This is a genomic window from Streptomyces sp. NBC_01017 (assembly GCF_045162795.1).
In the GTDB taxonomy this organism is placed as follows: Bacteria; Actinomycetota; Actinomycetes; order Streptomycetales; family Streptomycetaceae; genus Streptomyces; species Streptomyces machairae.
In genome coordinates this window covers 1,950,003-1,976,107 of the sequence record NZ_CP108683.1, presented here as the reverse complement: position 1 = coordinate 1,976,107, position 26,105 = coordinate 1,950,003, and the positions used below count along the sequence as shown (strand labels likewise).

At 72.2% G+C, this 26,105-nt stretch carries 22 protein-coding genes and 1 pseudogene; 14 read left to right on the top strand and 9 right to left on the bottom strand.

What is annotated here, in order from left to right:
• Window positions 1–5: 5 nt before the first annotated feature.
• Genes OG331_RS09185 through OG331_RS09170 form a run of 4 tightly spaced genes read left to right on the top strand, consistent with a single transcriptional unit; the run spans window position 6 to window position 4,468 of the window.
• Window positions 6–680, top strand: a complete 675-nt coding sequence (locus OG331_RS09185) for a TetR/AcrR family transcriptional regulator (RefSeq protein WP_406193814.1) — start codon at window positions 6–8, stop codon at window positions 678–680.
• Window positions 681–738: 58 nt separating this feature from the next.
• Window positions 739–1,773, top strand: a complete 1,035-nt coding sequence (locus tag OG331_RS09180; protein WP_406193812.1) for a LacI family DNA-binding transcriptional regulator — start codon at window positions 739–741, stop codon at window positions 1,771–1,773.
• A 48-nt stretch (window positions 1,774–1,821) separates the two neighbouring features.
• On the top strand, window positions 1,822–3,000 hold the full coding sequence (locus OG331_RS09175) for a 4-hydroxybenzoate 3-monooxygenase (RefSeq protein WP_406193810.1): 1,179 nt from the start codon (window positions 1,822–1,824) through the stop codon (window positions 2,998–3,000).
• 31 nt (window positions 3,001–3,031) lie between these two features.
• Entirely contained in the window at window positions 3,032–4,468 is a 1,437-nt protein-coding gene (locus OG331_RS09170) for a benzaldehyde dehydrogenase (RefSeq protein ID WP_406193808.1), read from the top strand.
• A gap of 9 nt (window positions 4,469–4,477) precedes the next feature.
• Here the strand turns inward: OG331_RS09170 and trxA are convergent.
• Window positions 4,478–4,870: pseudogene (trxA, locus tag OG331_RS09165) on the bottom strand (thioredoxin); the annotation flags it as partial.
• A 114-nt stretch (window positions 4,871–4,984) separates the two neighbouring features.
• Here trxA and OG331_RS09160 point away from each other — a divergent pair.
• Window positions 4,985–6,418, top strand: coding sequence for a dihydrolipoyl dehydrogenase family protein (locus OG331_RS09160; protein ID WP_406193806.1), 1,434 nt, complete (start codon window positions 4,985–4,987; stop codon window positions 6,416–6,418).
• Between the two features lie 5 nt (window positions 6,419–6,423).
• Here the strand turns inward: OG331_RS09160 and OG331_RS09155 are convergent, their stop codons facing one another.
• Window positions 6,424–7,071, bottom strand: a complete 648-nt coding sequence (locus OG331_RS09155) for a peptide deformylase (RefSeq protein WP_406193804.1) — start codon at window positions 7,069–7,071, stop codon at window positions 6,424–6,426.
• 161 nt (window positions 7,072–7,232) lie between these two features.
• Between OG331_RS09155 and OG331_RS09150 the strand changes: the two genes are divergently transcribed.
• Complete coding sequence (locus tag OG331_RS09150; protein ID WP_406193802.1) at window positions 7,233–8,633, top strand: PepSY-associated TM helix domain-containing protein; 1,401 nt, start codon at window positions 7,233–7,235, stop codon at window positions 8,631–8,633.
• 111 nt (window positions 8,634–8,744) lie between these two features.
• Here the strand turns inward: OG331_RS09150 and OG331_RS09145 are convergent, their stop codons facing one another.
• From OG331_RS09145 to OG331_RS09135, 3 genes are all read right to left on the bottom strand, one after another.
• Entirely contained in the window at window positions 8,745–9,092 is a 348-nt protein-coding gene (locus OG331_RS09145) for a tetratricopeptide repeat protein (protein ID WP_328877608.1), read from the bottom strand.
• A gap of 73 nt (window positions 9,093–9,165) precedes the next feature.
• A complete protein-coding gene (locus OG331_RS09140) occupies window positions 9,166–9,612 on the bottom strand; it encodes a MarR family transcriptional regulator (RefSeq protein WP_406193800.1) in 447 nt (148 codons plus the stop codon).
• 2 nt (window positions 9,613–9,614) lie between these two features.
• A complete protein-coding gene (locus tag OG331_RS09135; protein WP_406193798.1) occupies window positions 9,615–10,109 on the bottom strand; it encodes a MarR family winged helix-turn-helix transcriptional regulator in 495 nt (164 codons plus the stop codon).
• A gap of 113 nt (window positions 10,110–10,222) precedes the next feature.
• Here OG331_RS09135 and OG331_RS09130 point away from each other — a divergent pair, with 113 nt between their 5' ends.
• Window positions 10,223–11,188, top strand: coding sequence for a pirin family protein (locus tag OG331_RS09130; protein WP_406193796.1), 966 nt, complete (start codon window positions 10,223–10,225; stop codon window positions 11,186–11,188).
• Between the two features lie 240 nt (window positions 11,189–11,428).
• The gene (map, locus tag OG331_RS09125; RefSeq protein WP_406193794.1) at window positions 11,429–12,199 is read left to right on the top strand and encodes a type I methionyl aminopeptidase; all 771 of its coding nucleotides are present in this window, start codon (window positions 11,429–11,431) and stop codon (window positions 12,197–12,199) included.
• Window positions 12,200–12,274: 75 nt separating this feature from the next.
• On the opposite strand, the gene OG331_RS09120 is transcribed toward map, so the two are convergent.
• Entirely contained in the window at window positions 12,275–12,961 is a 687-nt protein-coding gene (locus tag OG331_RS09120) for a peptidoglycan DD-metalloendopeptidase family protein (protein ID WP_406193792.1), read from the bottom strand.
• A gap of 9 nt (window positions 12,962–12,970) precedes the next feature.
• Window positions 12,971–13,687 carry a peptidoglycan-binding protein gene (locus OG331_RS09115; RefSeq protein WP_406193790.1) on the bottom strand — a complete coding sequence of 239 codons (717 nt, stop codon included), beginning with the start codon at window positions 13,685–13,687 and terminating at the stop codon, window positions 12,971–12,973.
• 633 nt (window positions 13,688–14,320) lie between these two features.
• Between OG331_RS09115 and OG331_RS09110 the strand changes: the two genes are divergently transcribed.
• On the top strand, window positions 14,321–15,172 hold the full coding sequence (locus tag OG331_RS09110; RefSeq protein WP_406193788.1) for a BTAD domain-containing putative transcriptional regulator: 852 nt from the start codon (window positions 14,321–14,323) through the stop codon (window positions 15,170–15,172).
• A gap of 26 nt (window positions 15,173–15,198) precedes the next feature.
• Here the strand turns inward: OG331_RS09110 and OG331_RS09105 are convergent, their stop codons facing one another.
• A complete protein-coding gene (locus tag OG331_RS09105; protein WP_406193786.1) occupies window positions 15,199–16,407 on the bottom strand; it encodes a DUF2235 domain-containing protein in 1,209 nt (402 codons plus the stop codon).
• A gap of 160 nt (window positions 16,408–16,567) precedes the next feature.
• Between OG331_RS09105 and OG331_RS09100 the strand changes: the two genes are divergently transcribed.
• The gene (locus OG331_RS09100; RefSeq protein ID WP_406209864.1) at window positions 16,568–17,722 is read left to right on the top strand and encodes an FUSC family protein; all 1,155 of its coding nucleotides are present in this window, start codon (window positions 16,568–16,570) and stop codon (window positions 17,720–17,722) included.
• Between the two features lie 41 nt (window positions 17,723–17,763).
• Here OG331_RS09100 and OG331_RS09095 read toward each other — a convergent pair whose 3' ends face one another.
• Window positions 17,764–18,750, bottom strand: a complete 987-nt coding sequence (locus OG331_RS09095) for a mannose-binding protein (RefSeq protein ID WP_406209861.1) — start codon at window positions 18,748–18,750, stop codon at window positions 17,764–17,766.
• A gap of 591 nt (window positions 18,751–19,341) precedes the next feature.
• On the opposite strand from OG331_RS09095, the gene OG331_RS09090 reads away from it, so the two are divergent.
• From OG331_RS09090 to OG331_RS09075, 4 genes are all read left to right on the top strand, one after another.
• Window positions 19,342–20,121, top strand: a complete 780-nt coding sequence (locus OG331_RS09090; protein WP_406209858.1) for a type VII secretion system-associated protein — start codon at window positions 19,342–19,344, stop codon at window positions 20,119–20,121.
• The gene (locus OG331_RS09085) at window positions 20,118–21,317 is read left to right on the top strand and encodes a ricin-type beta-trefoil lectin domain protein (protein WP_406193784.1); all 1,200 of its coding nucleotides are present in this window, start codon (window positions 20,118–20,120) and stop codon (window positions 21,315–21,317) included. Before OG331_RS09090 ends, OG331_RS09085 begins: the two co-directional genes overlap by 4 nt.
• Window positions 21,318–21,459: 142 nt before the next feature.
• The gene (locus OG331_RS09080; RefSeq protein ID WP_406193782.1) at window positions 21,460–24,774 is read left to right on the top strand and encodes a right-handed parallel beta-helix repeat-containing protein; all 3,315 of its coding nucleotides are present in this window, start codon (window positions 21,460–21,462) and stop codon (window positions 24,772–24,774) included.
• Window positions 24,771–26,039, top strand: a complete 1,269-nt coding sequence (locus OG331_RS09075) for a S8 family serine peptidase (protein ID WP_406193780.1) — start codon at window positions 24,771–24,773, stop codon at window positions 26,037–26,039. Before OG331_RS09080 ends, OG331_RS09075 begins: the two co-directional genes overlap by 4 nt.
• Window positions 26,040–26,105: the final 66 nt, after the last annotated feature.

Sequence of the window (26,105 nt, the reverse complement as noted above, 5' to 3'; positions counted from 1 at the left end):
TCCCGATGCTTTACGCTGGCTTCATGTCCGCCGTACTGCCGCCGTTCCCGCAGTCTCAGGAGCCCGAGGGCAAGCCCCAGCTGCTGGAGGTCGGCTCCGCCCCCGACGAGCCCTGCCTGCGCGCCGACGCGGCCCGCAACCGCGCCCGGCTGCTGGAGGCGGCAACCGAGCTGATCGCGGAGCACGGGGCAGCCGGAGTCACCATGGAGGCGGTGGCCGCGGCGGCCGGCGTGGGCAAGGGGACGGTCTTCCGCCGCTTCGGCGACCGCACCGGCCTGCTGACGGCCCTGCTCGACCACTCCGCACGGAAGCTGCAGGCCGACTTCATCGGCGGGCCGCCGCCGCTGGGTCCGGGTGCGCCGCCGGAGGAGCGGCTGCGGGCGTTCGGTGTCGCGGTGCTGTACCGCGCGGCCGAGCAGCTGGACCTGCAACTGGCCGCGCAGCCGGAGCCGACCCGTCGCTTCGCCCACCCCTCGTACCGCGCGCTGCACACCCATGTCGCCGTGCTGCTGCGGCAGATCGTGCCGGACGCCGACTGCGATCTCCTCGCCCAGACGCTCATGGCGTATCTCGACCCCGGCCTGATCCACCACCTGACCAAGCAGTGCGGCATGCCCATGGAGCGGCTGGAGAACGGCTGGTCCGACCTGGTCACCCGAGTGACGCGCACCGAGGTGTGACCGGGCGGGGACCCTAACCTGAGCGCTACGCACAGGTTCTGCAAAGATGCGGTACGTCATGGTGCAGATACCGAAAACGCCCGCGCCCGCACTGCCCGCACAGCGCTCGGTACCCACGAGCGCCGACGTGGCCCGCCTGGCCGGCGTCTCGCGCGCGACCGTCTCCTACGTCCTCAACAACACCAGCGCCGTCCGGATCAGCGAACCCACCCGCCGCCGCGTCCACGAGGCCGCGAAGGAACTCGGGTACGTCCCGCACGCGGCCGCCCGCAGCCTGCGCGCCGGGCACAGCCGCATGGTCCTGATGCCCGCCCCGAGCTTCCCCGTCGGCTCCCTGTACGGCCGGTTCCTCAGCGACCTCCAGCTGGCGCTCGGCCGCCTGGACTACACCGTCGTGCAGCACGGCAGCGTCGGCCTGCACGGCGACGAGGCCGCCCGCGCCTGGGCCGAGCTGCGCCCCGCCGCCGTCCTGTTCTCCGGCTCCGGCCTCGGCCCGAAGGGCGTGACGGTGCTCAAGCGCTCCGGCGCCCGGGCCGTGGTCTCGCTCGGCCCCGAGTCCGTCGAGGGTGCCCACGCCCTGCTGATGGACTACGAGGCCGTGGGGTACCGCGCGGGCCGCCACCTCCACGACCGCGGCAGGCGCCGAGTGGGGGTCGTCGTCCCCGAGGAGGACGGCCTGGAGTCCTTCTCCGCGCCGCGTCTCGAAGGGGTGCGCCGCGCCCTGCACGGCACGGACGCCACCGTGACCGAGCTGCCCCTCGCCTACGACGAGCAGTCCGCCGTGCGGCTCGCCCGCAGCTGGCGCGACCGGGGCCTGGACGCCGTGTTCGCCTACAACGACGAGTACGCGATGCTGCTGATGCGCGCGCTGCAGGACGAGGGCGTCCGCGTCCCCGCCGACACGGCCGTCATCGGCGCCGACGACCTGATGCTCGGACGGCTGCTGCGGCCTAGGCTGAGCACGGTCCACATCGAACTGCCGTCCGGCCGCGACCTCGCGGAGCTGGTCGACCACGCGGTGCGCGACCCCGGCGCCGCACCCCAGACGCACAAGGTGCTGGGAGCGACGGTGGTGCACCGCGAGTCCAGCTGAGGCAGCCGGCGTCCGGCCGACGTACCGTCGAAGCCAGGGAGGCGTGGAATGCGCACGACGGTCGGCATCATCGGCGGCGGCCCCGCCGGGCTCCTCCTCGCCCGCCTGCTGCACCGCGCGGGCATCGACTGCGTGGTCCTGGAGAGCAGGACGCGCAGTTACGTCGAGCAGCGCCAGCGGGCCGGGATGCTGGAGCAGGGCACGGTCGACGCGCTGCACGAGGCCGGTGCCGCCGAGCGGCTGGAGGCGGAGGGCCTGGTGCACCAGGGCATCGAGCTGCGCTTCGACCGGGAACGCCACCACCTCGACTTCCCGGCTCTCACCGGCGGCCACACGGTCACGATCTACGCCCAGACCGAGATCGTGAAGGACCTCGTCGCGCTCCAACTCGCCGACGGCCCACCGCTGTTGTTCGAGGCCGCGGCGCTCGCCGTCGAGCAGCCGGAGAGCGCCACGCCCGTCGTACGGTTCCGGCACGAAGGCCGCGAACAGACGCTGACCTGCGACTGGGTCGCCGGCTGCGACGGCTTCCACGGCATCTCCCGCGCCACCTTCCCGGCCGGGATCAGCAGCTCGTACGCGCACGACTATCCGTACTCCTGGCTCGGCATCATGGCCGAAGTGCCGCCGTCCGGCGGCGAGTTGATCTACGCGCGGGGTGAACGCGGCTTCGCGCTGCACAGCATGCGCTCCTCGTCCGTCTCCCGGCTCTACCTCCAGGTCCCGGTCGGCACCGATCCCGACGGCTGGCCCGACGACCGCGTCTGGGACGAACTCGCCGCCCGCTTCGCGATCGACGCCGACTGGACCCTGAACCGCGGGCCCATCACCGCCAAGTCCGTGACGTCGATGCGCAGTTACGTCCACGAACCGATGCGCCACGGACGGCTCCTGCTCGCCGGCGACGCAGCCCACATCGTCCCGCCGACGGGCGCCAAGGGACTCAACCTCGCCGTGTCGGACGTACGGGTCCTGGCCCGCGCCCTCATCGAGCTGCACCGCACAGGGGACGCACAACTCCTGGACAACTACTCCGAGTTGTGCCTCCAGCGGGTGTGGCAGGCGACCCGTTTCTCCGACGACATGACTAGGATGTTGCACGCTCAACCAGACGGGGATGCCTTCGACCACCGGATGCAGCTCGCACGTCTGCGCCGGATCACCGCATCCCGTCACGCCGCCGCCGAACTGGCGGCCAACTACTCGGGACTTCCGCTCCTCACGTGAGTCCCGCCGGTGATCGAACGGAGATTCGCACATGCCGTTGCTCGACCCCAAGGCCTGGCAGTCCCGCCCCCTGTCGGGAGACGAGTACACCGTCACCGAGCCCGCCACCGGCGACACGCTCGGCACCGTCACCCTGGCCACCGCCGAGGACGTCGCCACCGCCGCCGAGGCCGCCCGCGCCGCCCAGGCCGAGTGGGCCCGCGTCCCGCACTTCGTGCGCGCCGGGGTGCTGCGCAAGGCCGGTGACCTGTTCGCCGCGCACGCCGACGAGCTGCGCGAATGGCTGGTCCGCGAGTCCGGTTCGATACCCGGCAAGGCCGACTTCGAGCTGCACGTGGCCTCCCAGGAGTGCTACGAGGCCGCCGCACTCGCCTCCCGCCCGGCCGGGCAGGTCCTGCCCAGCGAGGCGCCCCGCCTGTCGTACACGCGCCGGGTTCCCGCGGGTGTCGTCGGCGTGATCGCGCCGTTCAACGCCCCCCTGATCCTGTCCATCCGCTCCGTCGCCCCGGCCCTCGCGCTCGGCAACGCCGTCGTGCTGAAGCCGGATCCGCGCACGGCGGTATGCGGCGGGCTCTCGCTGGCCGCGGTCTTCGCGGAGGCCGGTCTGCCCGAGGGACTGCTGCACATCCTGCCGGGCGGCGCGGAGACGGGCCAGGCGCTGGTCGCCGACCCGCGGGTGCCCGTCATCTCCTTCACCGGGTCCACGGCCGCGGGCCGGGCCGTCGGCGAGGCCGCCGGGCGCCACCTCAAGCGCGTCCATCTGGAGCTGGGCGGCAACTCCGCCCTGATCGTGCTGGAGGACGCCGACCTCGACGCGGTGATCTCCACCGCCGCCTGGGGGTCCTTCTTCCACCAGGGCCAGATCTGCATGACGACCGGCCGCCACCTGGTCCACCAGTCGTTGTACGAGGAGTACGTCGAGCGGCTCGCGGCCAAGGCCGACGGCCTCGCCGTGGGTGACCCGCACCGCTCCGAGGTCCACCTCGGGCCGCTCATCGACTCGGGGCAGCTGGGGAAGGTGCACGGTCTGGTCGAGGCCAGTACCTCCCGGGGGGCCAAGCTCGCCGCGGGCGGCAGCCACGAGCAGCTGTTCTACCGGCCGACGGTGCTCGCCGGCGTCGACGACCGGACCCCCGCGTACACCGAGGAGGTCTTCGGGCCCGTCGCGCCGGTACGCCCCTTCACCACCGTCGACGAGGCCGCCGCCCTCGCCGCGGCGAGCTCCTACGGCCTCTCCCTGGGCATCGTCACCAGGGACGCCGCCCGGGGCCTCGACCTCGCCGAGCGCATCCCGACCGGCATCGTGCACATCAACGACCAGACCGTGAACGACGAGGCCGTCGCCCCCTTCGGCGGAATAGCCGCCTCCGGCACCGGCGCCCGGTTCGGCGGCGAGGCCAACCTGGACGCGTTCACCGACGTGCGCTGGACGACGGTGCGTGGTGACGTGGCGGCGTACCCCTTCTAGAGCAGGGCGTCACCGGCCGTTCTGGTCGGCCTGCTCCTGCTGGTCGGCGACGGCCTTGTGGACCTCGTCCATGTCGAGCTTGCGGGCCTGCCCGATGACGTCCGCCAGGGCGGCCTCGGGCAGGGCACCCGGCTGCGCGAACACGGCGACACGGTCACGGACGATCATCAGCGTCGGGATCGACTGGATACCGAAGGCGGCGGCAAGCTCCGGCTGCGCCTCGGTGTCGACCTTGCCGAACACAAGGTCCGGGTTCTCCTCGGCGGCCTTCTCGTAAACGGGGGCGAACTGACGGCACGGCCCGCACCAGGACGCCCAGAAGTCGATCAGGACGAACTCGTTGTCCGTGACCGTCTCATCGAAGTTCTCCTTGGTGAGCTCCACGGTGCTGCTCATGGCGTTTTCCCTCTTCCTGGTGTCGGGGCGGTGCCGTCGGCGTCAACAGGACCGTACGGCCGCGTATTCCGCGCGCGTACCCGTGTGGCCACTCCGCACACCACCCGTAAGACTGACCACATGACGGAAACGGATTCCAACGTGTACGACGTCGTGGTGGTCGGAGCCGGGCCGGTGGGGGAGAACGTCGCCGACCGCACCCGTGCCGCCGGTCTGACCACCGCGGTGGTGGAGAGCGAGCTGGTCGGCGGGGAGTGCTCGTACTGGGCGTGCATGCCCAGCAAGGCGTTGCTGCGCCCGGTCATCGCCCAGGCGGACGCCCGCCGCCTGCCCGGGCTCAGCCACTCGGTACAGGGCCCCCTGGAGGCGGCTGCCGTCCTGGCCCGGCGCAACGAGTTCACCGGCAACTGGAACGACGACGGCCAGGTCCAATGGCTGTCCGGCATCGGCGCCGACTTCCACCGCGGCCACGGCCGCCTCACCGGACCCCGCACGGTGGAGGTGACCGGGCCCGACGGCGCACGCCACGTGCTGACCGCCCGGCACGCAGTCGCCCTGTCCACCGGCACCCGCGCCATGCTCCCCGACCTGCCCGGACTCGCCGAGGTCAAGCCGTGGACCAGCCGCGAGGCCACCAGCGCGCAGTCCGTGCCCGGCCGGCTGGTCGTGGTCGGCGGGGGAGTGGTCGCCACCGAGATGGCCACCGCCTACCAGGCGCTCGGCTCCAGTGTCACGCTCCTGGTCCGCGGCAAGGGCCTGCTCAACCGCATGGAGCCCTTCGCCGGCGAGATGGTCGCCGAGGCGCTCACCGAGGCCGGCGTCGACGTCCGCACCGGTACGTCGGTCGAGTCGGTGACCCGTGAGAACGGCACGGTCGTGGTCGTCACCGACAGCGGCGGCCGTATCGAGGCCGACGAGATCCTCTTCGCGACCGGACGCGCCCCGCGCACCGACGACCTCGGCCTGGACACCGTCGGTCTGACGCCGGGTTCCTGGCTGGAGGTCGACGACAGCCTGCGCGTCACCGGCAGCGAGTGGCTCTACGCGGTGGGCGACATCAATCACCGTGCCCTCCTCACCCACCAGGGCAAGTACCAGGCCCGCATCGCGGGCGCGGCCATCGCCGCCCGCGCCTCCGGAGTCCCCCTCCTGGAATCGGACCCGTGGGGCGCCCACTCCGCCACCGCCGACCACGCCGCCGTCCCCCAGGTCGTCTTCACCGACCCCGAGGCCGGGTCCGTGGGCCTCTCCCTGGCCGAAGCGGAACAGGCCGGTCACCGGGTCCGCGCCGTCGACTACGACCTCGCCTCGGTCGCGGGGGCGTCGGTGTACGCCGAGGGCTACAAGGGCCGCGCCCGCATGGTCGTCGACCTGGAGCGCGAGATCCTGCTCGGCGTCACGTTCGTCGGCCCGGGCGTCGGCGAACTCATCCACTCGGCGACGATCGCGGTCGTCGGACAGGTGCCGATCAGCAGGCTGTGGCACGCGGTTCCGTCGTATCCGACGATCAGTGAGGTGTGGCTGCGGCTGCTGGAGTCGTACCGCGACAACTGACGTACTCAGTGGGGCAGTTCGAAGCCGAGGGCCAGCGCCGCCTCGCCCGGGGCGGGCTGGGCCCAGCGCTCGGCCATCGCCTGGTTCGAGGAGAGTGAGCGCAACTCGGCCCGGTCCAGGTAGAGCACGCCGTCGAGGTGGTCCGTCTCGTGCTGCACGATACGGGCGGGCCACCCCGTGAACACCTCGTCGACCGCGTGCCCGTGCTCGTCCTCGCCGGTCAGCCGCACCTCGCCCGGCCGGGCCACCACTGCCTGATAGCCCGGCACGCTGAGGCAGCCCTCGAAGAACGCGGCACGGGCGCCGCCTACCGGTTCGTACGACGGGTTCACCAGCACCCGGAACGGCTGCGGCACCCGCCCGCGCACCAGCCGCACGTCCTCCGGCACCGGCGCCGGGTCCTCGATCACCGCGATCCGCAGCCCCACACCGACCTGCGGTGCGGCGAGGCCGACGCCCGGCGCCGCGCGCATGGTGACCCGGAGCGCCTCGACGAAGCGGGACAGCAGCGCCGGGTCCAGCTGGCCGTCGAAGCGCGCGGTGGGACGCCGCAGCACCGGGTCGCCGGCCGCCACGATGGGCAACGGTCCCTCGGTGGCCAGGAGTTGCTCGACCTGCTCGGCCAAGGGGGCGCGCTCGTTCGGAAGTGCCATCGCGCCAGCATGCCACGGCACCCTCGCCGCTCGCCGACTCCCTTGTGACGCACGCCACTTAACATGCCCGGAACTCGACGGCCCCTTCGTCCGACTACTGGACCACAACAGCACCGAAGGAAACGTCCCCACTCCCCGTCCCACCCCCGGAGAAGCCGCCGATGTCCACCGCTCCCGCCACCACCACGGACGAGGCGACGCAGCCCGACGCACCGGCGTCGCCGCCCCGCAGATGGGCACCGCTGCGCCCGCTGATCCTGCGCCTGCACTTCTACGCCGGAGTGCTCGTCGCGCCGTTCCTGCTCGTCGCCGCGGCCACCGGCTTCCTGTACGCAGGAGCATTCCAGGCCGAGAAGATCGTGTACGCCCACGAGATGTACGTCCCGGTCGGCGACGCGAAACTGCCGATATCCGAGCAGGTCGCCGCCGCGCGCAAGGCCCACCCCGAGGGCACGGTCTCGGCGATACGGCCCTCCCCGGCCGACGACGAGTCGACCAGGGTCATGCTGTCCGGCGTCAAGGGCGTCGACGCCGAGCACGCGCTGGCCGTGTTCGTCGACCCGTACACCGCCGAGGTACGCGGCGCCCTCGAACAGTACGGCTCGACCGGCGCGCTGCCCCTGCGCACCTGGATCGACGAGTTCCACCGCGACCTGCACCTCGGAGAGACCGGCCGCTACTACAGCGAGCTCGCCGCCAGCTGGCTGTGGGTGATCGCGGCCGGCGGCCTGGTGCTGTGGTTCTCCCGCCGCCGCGCCCTGCGCAAGGTGCGGGGCACCAGCGGGCGCCGCCGCACGCTCGGCCTGCACGGCACCGTCGGCGTCTGGGCCGCGATCGGGTTCATCTTCCTCTCGGCGACCGGCCTCACCTGGTCGGCCTACGCCGGCGCCAACATCGACGAACTGCGCACCTCCCTCGGCCAGGCCACGCCGTCCATCTCGGCGACGGCCGGCGGCGAACACGGGGGCCACGGCGGCGCCGCCGCCACGGGTGGCAGCGGCGAGCACGGCGTCGGCCTCGACAAGGTCCTGGCGTCCGCCCGCGCCGAGGGCCTCGGCGATCCCGTGGAGATCGTGCCGCCCGCCGACGACTCGTCCGCGTACGTGGTACGGCAGGTGGGGCGCGGCTGGCCGACGAAGCAGGACTCGGTCGCCATCGACCCGGCCGGCGGCGAGGTCGTCGACGTGCTGCGGTTCGCCGAATACCCGGTGCTCGCCAAGCTGACCCGCTGGGGCATCGACCTGCACACCGGGGTCCTCTTCGGTCTGGTCAACCAGATAGGCCTGATGGCGCTCGCGCTGTCGCTGATCCTGCTGATCGTGTGGGGCTACCGCATGTGGTGGCAGCGCGGCCGCGGCTCCGCCTTCGGCCGGCCGATCCCGCGCGGCGCCTGGCAGCAGGTGCCCCCGCAGATCCTGGTCCCGCTGGTGGCGGTCGTCGCCGTGGTCGGCTACTTCGTGCCGCTGCTCGGCATCTCGCTGGCCGCGTTCGTCGTCGTGGACGTCGTCCTTGGCGAGGTGGCCCATCGGCGGGAGAAGCGGGGGCCCGCGGAAGTGAACTAGGCGGGCGGGAAGCCGGCCGCAAGAGCCGACGGACGAGAGACGAGGGCCCGGTTCCGATATGGAACCGGGCCCCTCGTGTCGATGCCGCCAAGAGCTGCTGCTCGACCCCGCTCAGAGCTGCTCGAAGTCACCCGCGAGCGCCGAGGCGAGGCGCAGATGCGGCTCCGCCTCATCGTCCCGCCCCTGCCGTTGCAGGGTGCGGCCCAGCATCAGCCGGGCGTAGTGCTCGACCGGGTCGCGCTCGATGACGACCCGCAACTCGCTCTCCGCGCGCCGCAGTTGGGCCGAGTGGTAATAGGAGCGCGCCAGCAGCAGCCGGGGCCCGGTCTGCTCCGGCACCTCCTCGACCAGCTTGCCCAGGACGCGGGCCGCGGCGGCGTAGTCCTTGGCGTCGAAGAACATCCGCGCACGCTCCCAGCGCTCGGCCGGTGTTCCGTGGTCGTAGTACGTCGTGTCCACTCGTGACCTCCTTCGAGGCCGTCAACGGAGCACGGTGGTTCAATATTCCACTACTTCGTGCCGGGTCTCGGGGCTACCGGTTCATGGCAGCGAGCTCGGCGTTGGCCCGCTCGGTGATGAGGGTCAGGACCCGTCCGGCGGCTGCCAGGTCCTCCGTGGGGATGTCGGCGTAGACCCGGGCGGAGATGGGAGCGGTCTCGGCGGAGGTCCGCTCGTACAACTCCCGTCCGGCGTCCGTGATCCGCACCCGGTACGGCTCCTGCGGGGCCAGCAGCTCTGCGGCGACCAGCTCGTCGACCACGGAGTGGGCCTCCGAGGCGTCGATCTTCAGCGCGCCGACGACGCTGTCGACGAGATGGTCGCGCTCGACCGGGCCGTCGGAGACCTTGACGAGCCGGAGGGTGACGGACTGCTGGAAGGTCGCGCCATGGCGGGCCAGCACACGCTCGAGAAGCGCGCGGCTCGCGTAGTGGGCCAGAGCTATGACACGGGGGTCGAGCAGGGGAGTGGTGGTGGTCATGACTACTCCTTGTCGGACTCACTGTCTGGGGCAAGCGGGTCAAGCGGGTCAAGCGGTGCGTCGAGCAGGACCGCGAGGTCACGGGTGAACTCCCGCGCCCGCACGCTGTCCAGGCCGCCGAGAGGTGCCAGCAACTGCTGCAGAAGCCCGTGCACGACCTCGATCGCCTGCCGGGTCCGCTCCCGGCCCTGCTCGGTCAGTGCCAGCTGCACCGCGCGCGGGTCGCGGGGGTCCCGGGTGCGTTCGAGGAGGCCGGCGCTCTCCAGGGAGCGCGCCAGCTTGGAGACGTACAGCGGCTCCAGCCCGGTGTGGTCGGCCAGGCGCCGCTGGCTGGGGCGCTCACCGTGGCGCTGCATGCCGTACAGCGAGGCCACCAGCGCGTACTGCGCGTGGGTGAGGCCCAGCGGGGCCACGGCTCGGTCGACCGCGACCCGCCACTTCGTGGACAGGCGCCACACCAGGAAACCGGGCGTGGCCTTCTCGGAACCCTTGCTCATGACCGATACAGTACATAGCTACTATGTCCATGGCTACTATTTTCTCAACGGCATCCGGACAGCGCAGGGGGACGGACTGACGTGATGGCCCGGACAGGGCTAGTTTGGGCGCCATGAGCAATCTTGATCGCGAGGCGGTGCCCGCCATCTGCGGCGGCCGCGGTTTCGTCGTGGCAGAGCCCGTACGCGAACTCCTCAGCCCTCGCCGCGTCAAGCTCGGCGAATCCACCGAAGTCCGCCGCCTGCTGCCCAACCTGGGCCGGCGCATGGTCGGCGCCTGGTGCTTCGTCGATCACTACGGTCCCGACGACATCGCCGACGAGGCCGGCATGCAGGTGCCGCCGCACCCGCACATGGGTCTGCAGACGGTGAGTTGGCTGCACGAGGGCGAGGTGCTGCACCGGGACTCGACGGGCAGCCTCCAGACGATCCACCCGCGCGAGCTGGGCCTGATGACCTCCGGCCGGGCGATCAGCCACTCCGAGGAGAGCCCGAAGTCACACGCCCGCCTCCTGCACGGCGCCCAGCTCTGGGTCGCCCTCCCGGACGGCCACCGGCACACCGACCCGCACTTCGAACACCACGCCGACCTGCCGGTCGTCACGGCGCCGGGCCTGCGGGCCACGCTGATCCTCGGCGGCCTCGACGGAGCGACCTCGCCCGGCACGACGTACACCCCGATCGTCGGCGCCGACCTCACCCTGTCGCGCGGCGCGGACGTACGCCTCCCCCTGGAGCCGGACTTCGAGTACGCCGTCCTTTCCATGTCCGGCGAGGCCCACGTGGACGGCGTGCCGGTGCTGCCCGGCTCCATGCTCTACCTCGGCTGCGGCCGCACCGAACTCCCGCTGCGCGCCGAGTCGGACGCCGGCCTGATGCTCCTCGGCGGCGAGCCGTTCGAGGAGGAGCTGATCATGTTCTGGAACTGGATCGGACGGTCGCAGGAAGAGATCGAACAGGCCCGCGCCGACTGGATGACCGGAACCCGGTTCGGGGAGGTGAGGGGGTACGACGGGGACCCGCTGCCTGCCCCTGAGCTGCCGGCGGTGGCGTTGAAGCCGCGGGGGAGGGTTCGTTGACCTGAGGCGATGCCTGAAGTCGGGCGGCCGGCGAACGAGCGGGAGACGGTCCGCTGCCCAGGAGGCGATCCAGCGAGGGCGCCAGGACCGGGGCGAGTGCCTCGGCGTACGCCTCTGGGATGTGGATCAAGATCTGTCCGGCCGCCACGCGCGGTTGCACTGTTGTCACCCCTGAGCCCCAATTTTAATACCGGTATAGTTTGACCGGTATAGTTATTGGTTGCATGAGAAGGGCGCCGCATGATCGAGATCTTGAACCCCACCCTGCTGACCCGGGCAAGGGACACCGGCGCCCTGGTCGCTGACATCCTGCAGACGCTGAGGAGCCGCAGCGCGATCGGTACGAACCTGCTGGACATCGACCGATGGGCCAAGGCGATGATCGCCGAGGCGGGAGCGGTGTCCTGTTACGTCGACTACGAGCCGTCCTTCGGGCGCGGACCGTTCGGCCACTACATCTGCACGGCCGTCAACGACGCCGTGCTCCACGGACGGCCGTACGACCACACGCTGGCCGACGGTGATCTGCTGACCCTCGACCTGGCCGTCTCCAGAGGCGGCGTCGCTGCGGACGCCGCCATCAGCTTCATCGTGGGCGACGCGAAGCCCCCGGAGAGCGTCGCGATGATCAGTGCGACCGAACGCGCGCTGGCCGCAGGGATCGCCGCTGCCGGGCCCGGTGCCCGCATCGGCGACATCTCGCATGCCATCGGCACGGTCCTCAGCGAGGCGGGGTACCCGATCAACACCGAGTTCGGAGGTCACGGCATCGGGTCGACGATGCACCAGGACCCGCACGTTGCGAACACCGGACGGCCCGGCCGTGGATACAAACTGCGCCCAGGGCTGCTGCTGGCACTGGAACCATGGGTCATGGCGGACACCGCTCAACTCGTCACTGATGACGACGGGTGGACGCTCCGAAGCGCGACGGGCTGCCGTACAGCACACAGTGAGCACACGATCGCCATCACCGGCGACGGAGCCGAAATCCTCACCTTGCCGAGGTGAGCGCGGTCGTGGGGGCGGAGCCCTGACCCCGTCCCGTCCACGGGCGAGCGGTGTGCGGGCCTGCACCGCGTCGGCTCACCAACTGGGCCTCGCCACTTCGCCGTACGACCAGCTGCGGCCCTTCGACATCTCGAAGTGCAGGTGCGGACCGCTGGAGTTGCCGGTGTTGCCCACCTTGCCGAGCTGCTGCCCGGCGCCGACGCGCTGACCGGTCCTGACCTGTCGCTGCGAGAGATGGCAGTAGGTGTAGACGTGACCGTTGTCCGCCGCCAGCCCGACCCACTGGCCGTACGCTCCGCCCTTGTTGTTCGACCAGGCGATGGTGCCGCCGCGCACGGCGATCACGGGCACGCCGGACCTCGCGGCGAAGTCCTGCCCGGTGTGCCGGCCGACACCGTCGGGCTTCCAGGCGTAGTCGCCGCGTGCGAAGAACGGGAAGGAGACCTTGTGGCCTGGCACGGGTGAGGCGACGCGTCCTCCCTTGCCGGAGGGCCGCGGAGCCGGGCGGGCACCCTTGCAGTCGACCTTGAATCCGGTGAGCCGGCCGAGGGTGGTCAGGGAGGTGCAGCCGGGGATGCCGTCGGCGTCGGCGCCCTTGAAGCCCTGGGCGCGTTGTTCGGCGCGGTAGGCGGCCTTGGTCTGTTCGCCGAAGAGGCCGGTGGCTCCGTCGGGGATCTTGCGGCCTCGCTTGATGAGGGCCTTTTGTACGGTGCGTACGTCCTCGTTGCGCTTGCCGAACCGGACGTTGGACAGTGCGACCATGAGGGACTCCTAGTACCCGTGCGGAGGTCGGCTCGGGTCGGCCTGCTGGACGCGGGCGGCGAAGTTCGAGCCGGACTGGTTCACGTGATAGCGGTGGCGTACGTAGTTGACCGTCGCGCACATGCAGGCGACCACGTTGTAGGGCGTGGTGGCGGTGCCCGCCTGGTGGTGGGTGGCGAACGTGGACGGGATGCACTGCGTGGCCCCCCGCGAGCAGTTCAGCGGGTGGCCGTCCGGAGCGATCCGGCCGTGCGCGTTGACGTCCTTCGTGTTCACCCGGAACCTCGGATGGTTGTGGATGGACTCGCGCTTGGCGATCGTGGTGAGCGCCGGAACCCCGAACTTCGGCTCCATGCCGGTCAGTTCGCACGCCGTGCGCGCATAGCGCCGCATTGCTGCCTCCCCCGACTCGTCGCCGGGATCGCGGAAGGTGACCTGGGCCAGGGCCATCCCTCCCCGGCCGCCGTCCGACGCGTGCCGGCAGTCGACCTTGAAGCCGGTGAGCCGGCCGAGGGTGGTCAAGGAAGCGCAGCCGGGGATGCCGTCGGCGTCGGTGCCCTTGAAGCCCTGGGCGAGTTGTTCGGCGCGGTAGGCGGCCTTGGTCTGTTCGCCGAAGAGGCCGGTGGCTCCGTCGGGGATCTTGCGGCCCCGCTTGATGAGGGCTTTCTGTACGGCGCGTACGTCCTCGTTGCGCTTGCCGAACCGGACGTTGGACAGAGCGACCATGACCGCTCGCTCCCGGTCTCTGTGCACGTCTGGCCGAGCGGATCCTCCCGAGCTGACCCTCAGTCGACGTGGTGGTTGACGTAGTAGGAGGAGTGCTCGTCCTCCGAGTGCGCGAGCTTCGACCGGGGGCCCATGCCGCGCTCGTCCTCGTTGACGGTCAGGGAGCCCGGCACGTCGTCACAGGAAGATCTCCTGGGTACCCTCCGCGGAGACCGGGACTCCCACCGCGATCCGGTCACGGGCAGCCGCTGAGAGAGGATCACCGGAGGGCCAGATCTCACGACCTCGTCGATGGTCGCCGTGGCAGTCATGGCCGTCCTCTCCGGCGTGGTGCGACGGGCTGTTCGGGGGCCCGTGGATCGAACGCCGCCGATCCGATCCCCGTGTTCGAACATACGGAAGCGGTGTCAGCGCAGCGTCATTGGGCCGTCATCGGTGATGCGCAATCGCCCGAGTTGCCGCTGGTGAACGAGGGGGCTGAGAATGGTGACGGTACGCCTCGTCGGGAGGATGCATCAGCCCTCGGCGCCGCACCGACGACCCACGAGCGCGGTCCACACGCCGCGCAGCCGACGAGGCCGGACGGCCTGCACAGGCGTACCCACACGGAACACCGTCCGTGAGGCGATCTACGTGGCGTCTGCTCCCCCTCTGCTGCAACTGCTCGGCCAGTTCCGGCTCGAACTGGCCACCGGGAACGTCGAGTTGTGCCGCAACGGCCAGCGGATGCTGGCGTTCCTGGGCCTGCGGGGACGGGTGTCCCGAACGGTCCTCGCAGGCACCCTGTGGCCCGAGGTCACCGAGGGGCACGCCAGGGGCAGCCTGCGCACCACGCTGTGGAAGCTGCCGCGAGCCGACCCGCCCCTGATCGGCTGCTGCGGAGACGCACTGCTCGTCACCCCCGCCCTGCGCGTCGACGTCCAGGACCTGACGCAGACGGCGCTCGGTGTGGTGCAGGGCGACTGCCCCGGGCTGCGTGCCCTGCCCCGACTCGCCCTGCTGACGGGGGAGGACCTGCTGCAGGGCTGGGACGAGGACTGGGTACTGCTGGAGCGCGAACACCTGCGGCAGCTGCGCCTGCACGCACTCGACGCAGTGGCCGACGACTTGATACGGCAGGGCAGACCCGCTCTGGCGATGGAAGTGGCCTGGGCGAGCGTACGCGCGGAACCGCTGCGGGAGAGTGCGCACCGTGCCGTGGTCTCGGCACATCTCGCGGAGGGCAACGTCGCCGAGGCGATGAGCCACTACGAGGCGTTCCGCCGGTTGCTGGACGACGAACTCGGCGTCGAGCCCTCGGCCGGATTCGTTCGGATGCTTCCCGAGCTTCGAGGAGACAGAGGCAGGAAGACAGAGGCAGGAAGACAGAACCATGCACCGGAGCGTTCGCGACTACTGGATCACCTTCAACTACCCCCTCGAGGGACGGGTCAACTTCATGTGCCTGGACGTCAAGGCGTACCTGAGCACCGGAATCGTTTCTGAGCGGGTCATAGCGGGTCACCAGCGGGTCATGGGGCACGGTCGAGGCCGCCCGGCGCTTCGGCCGTCGTCCCCGGGCCGGACGACGCGGGCGGCAGGGGCGGCAGGCCCGTGGCGAGGTCCGGCAGGAGGACGGGCTCCAGCCGGATCCGGTCCTGGGCGGTCAGGCGGCGCTCCAACTGCGGGGGCCGGTAGCCCGTGACCCGGTCGTAGCGCTCCTTGGCGGGCACCGCAAGGAACTCGTTGCCGTCGGGCACGCCCTCGGCGTCGACCGCTTCCCCGATCGGCCGGTGCAGGGGCTTGGCCAGCCGGTACATACCCGTCCGAGAGTCGTGCAGGTCGCCCAAGGCGTCCGACCGTACCCGGAAGTCGATGCTCTGCTCGGGCTTCATCACCTTGGGGCCGGCAGCGCTGAGTACGTCGGTGTCGAACTGCAGCCCCTGTCTGCGGGCCTGATCGACCATCCACAGCAGGGGGATGTCCGACAGTCCCGTCTCCTTGTAGCCGCCACCGACATCGCAGTGCACCCCGGCGAACCAGACCTGCTTGAGCTCCTGGCCCTGCTCGGCCGCGCCCGGCTGCTGGTGCCACAGCGCCGGCCGGAACGCCGAGCGCTGCTCGTCGATGGCCAGTGCGTGGAACGCCGCCCGGACCCAACTGCTCAACTCGGTGTTGTGGAACGCCCAGCGGCGGTTGAACCGGTGCGCCGCGGGCTGCAGCCACGTGGGGCCGGGCACGGGGATACCGAGGGCACCGACCGTGTCCCACACCCCGATGAAACGGATCTCCGTCTCGCGCGCATAGGAGCGGCGGAACAACGTGGCCGCCGCGCCGTTCGGTTGCTCGATCCGGTCCCGGTACAGGGCCCAGGCCTCCGGGATCCGGTCGGCGTGCTCCCGCCGCAGGATGCCGCCGTTACGCACCAGTCCCGCGAGACTGCGGGCGGTGAACGCGCCCCGGCTGAAGCCGAAAAGGAAGAGTTCGTCGTCGGGCTCGTACGTCTCGACGAGGAACCGGTAGGCGTCCACGACGTTCCGGGACAGACCCGCGCCGAACGCGCCGCCACGCAACCGCTCCCGCCGTCGCGTGCCCACGCCGCTGTGGTAATGGACGCGCTGCTCCTTACCGGCGGCGAACCCCGGGAGCACGGACAGGGCGACCTTGGCGACGTTGGTCTTGCTCGGTTGGTCGGCGAAGTTCCATGTGCCGTCACAGCAGACGACCAGACGCTTGGCCACGACCATCCCTCCTCGCGAGAGCGCGGAGCGGCGCACAGCACCACATCCAGGTTCCCACCACTCGAGGGGCCGCGCCATGCGACAGAGGCACCGCGCGACGGGGCGTACGTCACCCGCTGCCGGGTGCATTCATCCCGGTCAGTGAGGGCACTTGGCCCGCATGCAGGGGATGCGAGGAAGGGCGCTGGGTGTACGCCCCCGCGTCAGGGCCGCCGGAGAGGCCGTCCGGCGGGCCATCGCGGAGCCGGGGCGTGAGCGGGATCTGGCCATGCAGGCGGGCAAGGCCGCGCTGGCGGCGTGTGTGGCGTGGGCGGTGGCGGGCTGGTGGCTGCAGGCGCCGATGGCGTTCATCGCCCCGTGGGTGGCGATCGTGCTGGTGGAGTCGACCGTGTACCGGTCGATCGCGCACGGGCTGCAGCAGCTGGCGGCCATCGCCACGGGAACCGTGGTGGCCACCGGCGTCGCCCTGCTCCTGGACTCCCCGATGGCGGCCATGGCGCTGGTGCTCCCGGCGGTCGTGCTGCTGGGGAACTGGCGTCGACTGGGCAGCCAGGGCGTCTACGCGGCCACGGGCGCCCTCTTCGTCCTGACGGGCGGGCCGATCACGATCACCTCGTCGGCGGCACGGATCGCGGAGGCGGTCTTCGGCGCGGTCGTCGGTATCGCCGTCAATGCGCTGATCAGGCCTCCGGTGTATCTGCGCAGCACCCGTGCCGCGCTGGAGGACGCGTCCGGCGAGGCGCAGGAGATCCTGGACAGGGTGGCCGACCGGCTGGCCGCCGACGAGTGGGACTCCCACACGGCCGGTTCCCTGCACGAGCGTGCCCTGCGCCTCTGGCGCCTGGTGGACCAGGCCCACGCGGCGGTCGGCTGGAGCCGGGAGAGCCTGCGCGTCAATCCCCGCAGCCGCAGCCGCGTCTTCTCGCAGCCGGACCAGGACTACGACGACGCGGTCACCGTTCTCGACTACGTCGCCGTCCACACCGCGGGCGTCACCCGGGCCGTCCTGGAGTCCTCCGGCGACGATCGCAAGGGCTGGCGACCGGGCCCGCACGCCGCGAAGCCGTACGCGGACTTCCTGCACAGCAGCGCCAGTGCCATCCGGCTCTACACGCGCAGCCGGTTCGCCCCCGGCGGGCAGGACGAGCAGGCCGACCAGGAGCTCCGCGAGGTGGTCGAGGACCTGAACCGCGCCTTGGACGATCTACGGCAACGGCTGCTCGGCGCGGCCCCCGACGACCCCGACACCCTGGCGACCTACGGCACCCTCCTCACCCAGGCCCACCGCCTGGCCGACCAGCTGGTCGGGCACTGAGGGTGGGCGGGGACGGACTGGAGCCCGTCGCGCCAGGGGCGTCAAGTCGACCAGACCACCCTGCCGTTGTTCACGATGACCACCTTGGCGTCGGCCCGCAGGACCAGCTGGGCTCCCTCGTTGCCCCAGGTCTGGGAGGCCCAGATGGGGCGGTCCTCGGCGTTGTGGATGACGAGATTGCCGTCCTGCTGGAAGATCGCCCGGTGGTTCTGGCCGAAGGTCATGGACGCCCAGATGGGCTTGCTCTGCTCGTTGTAGACGACGAGATTGCCGTCGGTCTGCATGACCATCCGGATGCGGTTGGTGGTCCAGGCCTGGCTGACCTCCAGGACGCTGGTCGCGAAGACGCTCTCGGTGCTCCAGTTCGGCTTCGGACTCGCCTTGGGCTTCGGCTTCGGCTTCGGTTTCGCGGGAGCGCTGGTCTTGCGGGGCTCCGGGGAGGGCGCGGCGGGCGGGGGAGCGGCGACCTTCGGAAGCTCGCTCTTCTTCGGCTTCGCCTTCGTCGGGGACGGGTTGGGCTTCTCGGCCACGTAGTCGTCGAGGGCGGCGGGGGCGGAGTTCGGGTTGAGGACGGTGTCGGAACCCGCGGTCAGCCCTTTGGAATCGCCGGGCCCGTCGTCCTTCGCGCTGCCGGCCAGCAGCAGCGGTACGGCGATGAGCACCGCGCCGGCTATCGCGGCTCCCGCGAGGACCGGCTTGCGGGGGCGGCCGCTGCCCACACCGGTGTCGGTCTTGGTGCCCGGAGGCGTCGTCCCCACTGCCGCGGCCACCGCGACGCGCTCCTCGGGCGCCTCGGCCGTCCCGGCTGCCGCCGCGGGCGGGGCCGCGGCTTCGGCGGTCTCCTCGGAGGGAGGTGCGGTGGCGGTGGTCTCCCCTGCCGGGGTGCTGCCGGACGCCGCCTCGAGGGCTGCGGCCGTACTCGGCGCCGCCTCGTCCGGGGCGGAGGGCGTGGGCGGTAACCCGGCCTCCCCTTCGCGGGCGGCGGCCGCCTTGGCGTTCGCGCCGGGGGTCTGCTGCTGGGGGGACATGCGGTACTCCTCCTCGGTGGCGGAGCTGTCGGTGGTGTGCAGGGCCCGCGCGATGGCGGGCCGGACGAACACCGGGAAACCCGGCGGGCGTTGGCCGAGTGCCGCGCCGGGGTGAACCGGTTCGGCCCGGTCCCGGTCGCCGAGTTCCCCAGGACCCGCCGCGGTGGCGGCCGCAGGCTGGTCCGACGCCCTTTACGAGCTGTGCGGTCCTCCCGTACGGCCCCGGCCCGGACGTCCGGCCGGAAGGCACCGTATGCCGACCGGACCGATGGCGTAGCCCAACTTAGCCTGTACCGGGGGCGATCAGCTGCCCCACCCGCCCCAACGCTCCCGTCGCTTTGTCCGTCCACGCCTCCCTGCTCCCGGAACGTCCCCCACCCGGGCAGCAAACGGGCACGCAGGCACCCGATACGGACTCCGCCCGCACCGCCACGGAGGAGGCTCGTGTGGCATCCTGTTGGCGCCCCGAGTTGATCAGTGTCGGCGTGCATGCATGCAGTTCGACACTCAAGTATTCGTAGGGACACAAGAGTTCAGGTGGAGATGCGGCCCGGACAACGGCAGGAGGGCGGGCACGACGCCCTGCCCGAGATGCCCGGCGGCTCCGGCCCCGCAGTCGCGTCGGAGCCGGCCGGCTCCGACGCGGTCGAGGCCACCGACACCCCCGACATACCCGAGGCCGTGCAGGCCGCCGCCCGCCGGGCGCCGGGGCACTGGATCGGCATGGTGGACCCCGAGTGGACCGACGAGCGGACGCCGCCCGAGTGGGCGGTGCTGGGGGAGTGGCAGTCGGACGAGAGCGGGAGCGTGGGGGACTACCGCGCCAACCCGGCGTACCGGCCCTCCGCACGGGTGCTCGGCTGGCCGGAGCCCACCGACCCGGTGGACGCGGCGGCACAGCGGGCCGCCACCGGCTACGGACCGGTGGACGAGGCCCTCACGGCGCTCGCCGAAGCGGACATCACCGTGGTGCGCGGACCGGACGGCGGGCCGCTCACGGCCGCCGGGCGGGACGGGGCGCCGGTGGTGCTGTTGTTCACCTCACCGGCGCACGAGTTCATGTCCGCGGCACTTCGGCATGACACGCTCCCCGCCCGGGAGTTGGCCCGTTCCCTGACCGGTTCGGGCACCTTGCTGATGGTCAACGCCGGGGCAGCGGCCCCCTTGCTCGTCCCGGCGGACAGTCTCCTCGGTCCCGGACGCGGGCCGGGTGCCGAGGGGGCGTCCGCGGCGGACGCAGCGGCGGAGGAGGGCGTCGGCGCCCGCTCCGGCCCGGCGGACCGTACCGGTCCCGCGACCGCGGTTCCCTCCGCAGCCCGCACCGACAACTCCCCTGAACCCTGGCCCCACATCACAGGGAGGACCCCGTGACGCGTCCGGTCCAGCACACCCCCGGCTCCGCACGGTCGGAGTCCGGCTCCGACGGCGAGGAGACGGCCGCGACCGCCGCCACCGCCGTGGCTGCCTCGGCCACCGAGCCCGAACCCGAGCCCGCAGAGGCGAAGACCGGGGCCGAGGCCGGTTCCAGGGCCGGTGAGTCGGAGGAAACGGCCGTACAGGCCAAGACCACCGAGCCCGAGGCCGAGCCCGAGCCCGAGGCCGGGACCAGCACCGAGAGCGGGGCCGAGTCCGGCAGCCGGTCCGGGGCCGAGGCCGACACCGACCCCGGTGCCGCCGCTGCGGCCAAGAGCCGGCTGCCCGCACTCGTGCGCACCATGACCGTGACCGCCATCGACCGGCCGCAGCAGGAGGCCGGTCAGGTGGGACGGCCGGGCAGGGCGGCCCTGGCCGGGGCTGCGGTCGCCGGGGCACTGCTCGTGTCGGTGCCGTTCCTGGTACTCGCCGGGGGCGACGACAAGGACAACAAGACGGCCCCGGCGGGAGGAACCGTACTCGGCGGCGGTTCGCCGGAAGCACCGGGCGACTTCGTGGTGACCAAGCCCGACACCAGTGCCTCGGGCGACGGCAAGAAGGAGTCCGCCAAGCCCGACAAGCCGGCCAAGGAAGCTCCCGCGGGCACCTCGGCGCAGAACTCGGGCAAGGACGCGCCGAAGCAGGACGCCGGCCGGAAGGACCGTCCCAAGGGGGACTCGGGCCGGCAGGACCAGCCGGAGAAGCCCAGCGGCGGGAACAAGTCCGGCGGCGACGACAAGCCCGCCAACGCCGGTTCGGGCGTGACGTTCAGCGCCCCGGTCTCCCTGCGCAGCCACCTCTCCGGCCGCTGCATCGACGTCCCGAACGCCGAGTTCGGCGACGGCAAGCGGCTGATGGTGTGGGACTGCAACAACGGCCCCGCGCAGAGGTGGCAGTTCGCCTCCGACGGCACCGTCCGCATCAACGGCCTGTGCCTGGACGTGGCCAACGCGAACTACAACGACGGCACTCCCATCCAGATCGCCTGGTGCAGCGGCAACGCCGCCCAGAAGTTCGTCCTGAACGAGCGGCACGACCTGGTGAACACCGTCGTCGGCAAGTGCGTCGACATCAAGGACAACAACCGGGGCAACGGGGCTTGGCTGCAACTGTGGACCTGCGCCGGCACCGACAACCAGAAGTGGAGCGTCTGACCGGACGCCCACAGGCCGAGAACACCGCTCTCGGCATCCGTACGCCCCGAAGGCGGGGCATGATGGCACGGTCGGCCCGCCGACACGCGCCGCCGACGAGGGGCGCCCGCAGAAGACGCCGCCGGAGCAAGGAGGTTGGTGCGTGTCGCGCCAGGTACTGACGGTCGGTCCGGGGGACCGGGACCGCTACCGGACGATCGGTGAGGCACTCGCGGCCGCCCGAACCGGTGCGCTCATCAGCGTCCGGCCCGGGACGTACGCCGAGAACCTGGTGATCAACACCAGGGTCACCCTCACCGCCGCCGAAGGGCGGGGCACCGTCGAGATCCGGCCGCGTTCTGGCAGCGTCCTCTCGCTGCGGGCCGACGCCGTGATGCTCTCCGAACTGACCCTGCGCGGCGGCGACGCCGAGCTGCCCGCCGTGGACGTGCGGCGCGGGCAGGCCGCCCTCGACGGCTGCGAGATCGTCGGCGCCGCCTGGACCGCGATGCTGGCCGGGGGCACCGGTTCGCTCGCGCTGCGGGAGTGCCGGGTGAGCAACCCGCAGGGCGCGGGCATCGTGGTCACCTCGACCACGCCCACCACCGTGGAGTCCTGCACGCTGGAGCACCTGGGCACCAGCGGCCTGGTCCTCGCCGAGCAGGGCGAGGCCCGCATCCGCGGCTGCACGGTGCGCGACGCCCGCGGCAACGGCCTGCTCGCCAACGGCGAATCCCGCGGCACCGTCGAGGACTGCGACATCTCCTCCACCGACAAGCCCTCCCTCGCCCTGGAGCAGAACTGCTCCCTCACGGTGATCCGCACCGTGGTGCACGACACCAGCACGGGCGTGCACTTGAGCAGCGCGGGCCGCACGACGCTGGAGGACGTCCGCGTCACCGGCGCCTCCGGCAACGGGATCACGCTGGCCGCCGGCAGCGACCCGGTGCTGCGGCGCTGCCGCGTCTCGCGCACCCGCGGCCAGGGCGTGCTGGTCACCGACCGGGCCCGTGGCACCTTCGAGGACTGCTGGGTGGACGGTGCGCAGGGCGCCGCGGTACGCGTCGCCGGGGCCGCCTCCCCGGCGCTGACCGGCCTGACCGTCCGGGACTGCGAACAGACCGGACTGCTCCTGGAGGAGGACTCGGCGCCGGAGCTGGACCGGCTGGAAGTGATCGGCGGCGCGCCCGCGGTCTCGGTGCGCGGCGGCGCCAACCCGCTGCTGCGCCGGGCCCGCCTGGTGGAGCCCGCCGGTGACGGCATCGTGGCCGGCAAGGACGCCCGTGGCCGTGCCGAGGACTGCGAGATCGTACGGCCGAAGGGCGCGGGTGTGCGCGTGGGCTCCGGCAGCACCCTGTACCTGGCCGGCGGCGGGGTCTCCGACACCGCCACCAGCGGCCTGATCGTGGAGGACGGGGGCAACGTCACCGTGCGCGACTTCCGCGTCGAGATATCCGGCGAGGAGGGCGTGCTGGTCGCCGCGGGAGGCGAGTTGACCGCCAACCGCACCACCGTGCACGCCGCCCAGGGCCACGGCTTCCTGCTCCGCGAGGGCGCGCTCGCCTCGCTCAGCGGCTGCGAGGTCTCCGGCGGCGCCCAGGACGGCTTCCGGGTGGAGTCCACCGCGCCGGTCTCGCTCGTGAACTGCCTCGCCCGGGAGAACGAGGGCGGCGGCCTGGTGCAGACCGTGCCCGGCGAACGGCTCGCCGTGGACGGCCTGAACAGCACCGGCAACGGCAAGCGGGACGCCTGGGGCACCGGCAGCGCCGAGAACACCGACCCGGCCGGCTCCGGCGCCGCGGACGCGCCCCCGCCGGACCGCGCGGACGGCCCGCTCGGCGCCCTGAACGCGCTGATCGGCCTGGAGAACGTCAAGCAGCAGGTGGGCACCCTGGTCAACCTGACCCAGCTCGCCCAGCGCCGCGAACAACTCGGCATGTCCGCCCCGCCGATGAGCCGGCACCTGATCTTCGCCGGCCCGCCCGGCACGGGTAAGACCACCGTGGCCCGCCTCTACGGGGCGATCCTCGCCGAACTGGGTTCGCTGCGCAGCGGACACCTGGTGGAGGTCTCCCGCGCCGACCTGGTCGCGCAGGTCGTCGGCGGTACGGCGATCAAGACCACCGAGACCTTCCAACGAGCCCTCGGCGGCGTGCTGTTCGTCGACGAGGCGTACACACTCACCGCGGACAGCGGCAACGGCGGCGCCGACTTCGGCCGCGAAGCGGTGGACACGCTGCTGAAGCTGATGGAGGACCACCGCGACGACGTCGTGGTGGTCGCGGCCGGCTACTCCCGCGAGATGGAGTCCTTCCTCGGCTCCAACCCGGGTCTGGCGTCACGCTTCTCACGGACCGTCGAGTTCGAGAACTACTCGGTGCCCGAACTGGTCGCGATCATGGAGAATATGTGCGCCCAGCACCAGTACGAGCTGGGCGAGGGCACCGCGGCGGCGCTGGCCGCGCACTTCGAGGCGATGCCGAGGGACGCGGGCTTCGGCAACGGCCGTGCCGCGCGCGGGGTGTTCGAGGAGATGGTGGACCGGCAGGCGGTCCGGCTCGCCTCCCAGGCGCAGGTGGGCGAGCACGACCTGCGGCTGCTGCTGCCGGAGGACGTCTCCGCCACCGCCGCGACGGCCGCCGAGTCCGCCGCGCCGGACGACGACCCGCTGACGCGCCTCGGCGACATGATCGGCCTGGCCGAGGTGAAGCGCGACGTCGCCGACCTGGTCAACCTCATCACCACCGCACGCCACCGTGCCGCCGCCGGGCTGCCGGTGCCCTCGCTCAGCCACCACCTGGTCTTCACCGGCCCTCCCGGCACCGGCAAGACCACCGTGGCCCGCCTCTACGGCGAGATCCTGACCCAGCTCGGCATCCTGCAACGGGGCCAGCTGATCGAGGCGGCCCGCGCCGACCTGGTCGGCCGCTACATCGGCCACACCGCCCAGCTCACCCGCGAGGTCTTCGAACGGGCCCGCGGTGGCGTGCTGTTCATCGACGAGGCGTACACCCTCACCCCGCGTGGCGGCGGCGCCGACTTCGGCCAGGAGGCGGTGGACACGCTGCTGAAGCTGATGGAGGACCACCGCGACGAGGTCGTCGTCATCGTCGCCGGCTACACCGATGAGATGGAACGCTTCCTCGCCTCCAACCCGGGCCTGTCCTCCCGCTTCCCGCGCCGGATCACCTTCGCCGACTACTCCTCCGAGGAGCTCGTCACCATCGTGCGCGGCCAGGCCGGGAGCATGGGCTACGAATGCGGGCCCGGCACCGGCCCGCTGCTCAGGGAGTACTTCGAGTCGCTGCCCCGCGACCGCTCGTTCGGTAACGCCCGCCTGGCCCGCCAGGTGGTCGAGGCGATGGTCACCCGGCAGGCGGGACGGCTCGGTTCGCTGTCCGCGCCCACCCTGGACGACCTGCGCATCCTGATCCCCGAGGACGTCCCGGCCGCGGCCCCGAAGGCGGCTCCCCGATGACGCCGCGCGCCCGCGGGACCGCCCTCCTGCTGTCCGGCGCCGGCCTCGCCGCCGCGCTGCTGCTGCCCACGGCCGTCCCGGCCCAGACGGCACCCCTCTCGCGCCCGCCGACGGCCGACGAGAAGAAGGGGCAGGAACTCCCCGGCATGCCGTCCCTGCTCGATCCGGACGCCGAGGGCACGGCCTGCACCCCCGCCTCCAAGGAGACGGCGAAGAAGCAGGACTGGTCGCGCCAGCGCCTCGACCTGGACCGGCTGCGCGGGCACAGCACCGGTGCGGGCGTGACCGTAGCCCTGATCGACACCGGCGTCGCCCCCGACGCCGCCGGTCTCGACGGCCGGGTCACCGCCCAGGGCGCGGCCGCCGAGGACTGCGTCGGGCACGGCACCTTCCTGGCCGGGCTGATCGCCGGCACCGGCGGGGACAGCCCGCGCCTCGCCGGGGCCGCCCCCGGCGCGAAGGTCCTGGCGCTGCGCGGCACCGACACGCGAGGTGCGGCGAGCCCCGAACTGGTCGCGGCGGCGGTACGCGAGGCCACCGAATCGGGCGCCGAGGTGATCGCGGTCACGGTGGCCCTGCCGAGCCGCGACACCGCGCTGACCGACGCGATCGCCGCGGCCCGCCGTGGGGGCGCGGTCGTGGTCGCCGCGGCCACCCCTGACCCGCCCTCCCGGGGCGGCACCGACGAGATCCCGTCCCGCGTCTACTGGCCGGCCGGCGAACCCGGCGTCCTCTCGGTCGCCGACATGCTCCCCGGCGGCGTCCGCCCCGACGGCTCCCTGCCCACCACGGGCATCGACCTGGCCGCTCCCGGCGCCGGGGTGGTCTCCGGGGGCCCGCGCGGCAACGGCCACTACCTCGGCGCCGGCGCCTCGGTGGCCGCCGCCTACGCCGCCGGGGCCGCCGCGGTGGTCCGCGCCGCCCACCCCGACGACGCGCCCGACACCGTCATCCACCGCCTGACCGCGACCGCCTACCCGGCGGACATCCCCCAACTGGACGCCTACGCCGCCGTGACCACGATCCTCGACGACTCGGGTGCGCCGTCCGGCACCGAGGGCGCCGCGGATCCCGTGACCGTCCGCGACACCTCCACCGCCGACCGCGCCACCGGCCGAGCCACCCTCTTCGTCCTCCTCGGCTCCGCCGGCGTACTCGCCATCCTCTGGGCCGCTTTCACCCTCCCCCGGGCCCGCGCCCGCGGCTGGCGTCCAGCGGGACGACCGGAACGAGCGGCCAACTCAGAAGAAGTTGGCGTCAGTTAATCCTCGCGGCCATGTTCGACGTCGGCGTCTGTCGGGCTGCCTGAGCGAGCGGCGCGAGCCGAGGCC

Bases quoted from the DNA above. Each gene is read 5' to 3' on its own strand.
- OG331_RS09185 (WP_406193814.1), top strand. From the start codon at position 6: ATGCTTTACGCTGGCTTCATGTCCGCCGTACTGCCGCCGTTCCCGCAG.
- OG331_RS09180 (WP_406193812.1), top strand. From the start codon at position 739: ATGGTGCAGATACCGAAAACGCCCGCGCCCGCACTGCCCGCACAGCGC.
- OG331_RS09175 (WP_406193810.1), top strand. From the start codon at position 1,822: ATGCGCACGACGGTCGGCATCATCGGCGGCGGCCCCGCCGGGCTCCTC.
- OG331_RS09170 (WP_406193808.1), top strand. From the start codon at position 3,032: ATGCCGTTGCTCGACCCCAAGGCCTGGCAGTCCCGCCCCCTGTCGGGA.
- OG331_RS09160 (WP_406193806.1), top strand. From the start codon at position 4,985: ATGACGGAAACGGATTCCAACGTGTACGACGTCGTGGTGGTCGGAGCC.
- OG331_RS09155 (WP_406193804.1), bottom strand. From the start codon at position 7,071: ATGGCACTTCCGAACGAGCGCGCCCCCTTGGCCGAGCAGGTCGAGCAA.
- OG331_RS09150 (WP_406193802.1), top strand. From the start codon at position 7,233: ATGTCCACCGCTCCCGCCACCACCACGGACGAGGCGACGCAGCCCGAC.
- OG331_RS09140 (WP_406193800.1), bottom strand. From the start codon at position 9,612: ATGACCACCACCACTCCCCTGCTCGACCCCCGTGTCATAGCTCTGGCC.
- OG331_RS09135 (WP_406193798.1), bottom strand. From the start codon at position 10,109: ATGAGCAAGGGTTCCGAGAAGGCCACGCCCGGTTTCCTGGTGTGGCGC.
- OG331_RS09130 (WP_406193796.1), top strand. From the start codon at position 10,223: ATGAGCAATCTTGATCGCGAGGCGGTGCCCGCCATCTGCGGCGGCCGC.
- map (WP_406193794.1), top strand. From the start codon at position 11,429: ATGATCGAGATCTTGAACCCCACCCTGCTGACCCGGGCAAGGGACACC.
- OG331_RS09120 (WP_406193792.1), bottom strand. From the start codon at position 12,961: ATGGTCGCACTGTCCAACGTCCGGTTCGGCAAGCGCAACGAGGACGTA.
- OG331_RS09115 (WP_406193790.1), bottom strand. From the start codon at position 13,687: ATGGTCGCTCTGTCCAACGTCCGGTTCGGCAAGCGCAACGAGGACGTA.
- OG331_RS09100 (WP_406209864.1), top strand. From the start codon at position 16,568: ATGCAGGGGATGCGAGGAAGGGCGCTGGGTGTACGCCCCCGCGTCAGG.
- OG331_RS09095 (WP_406209861.1), bottom strand. From the start codon at position 18,750: ATGTCCCCCCAGCAGCAGACCCCCGGCGCGAACGCCAAGGCGGCCGCC.
- OG331_RS09090 (WP_406209858.1), top strand. From the start codon at position 19,342: ATGCCCGGCGGCTCCGGCCCCGCAGTCGCGTCGGAGCCGGCCGGCTCC.
- OG331_RS09075 (WP_406193780.1), top strand. From the start codon at position 24,771: ATGACGCCGCGCGCCCGCGGGACCGCCCTCCTGCTGTCCGGCGCCGGC.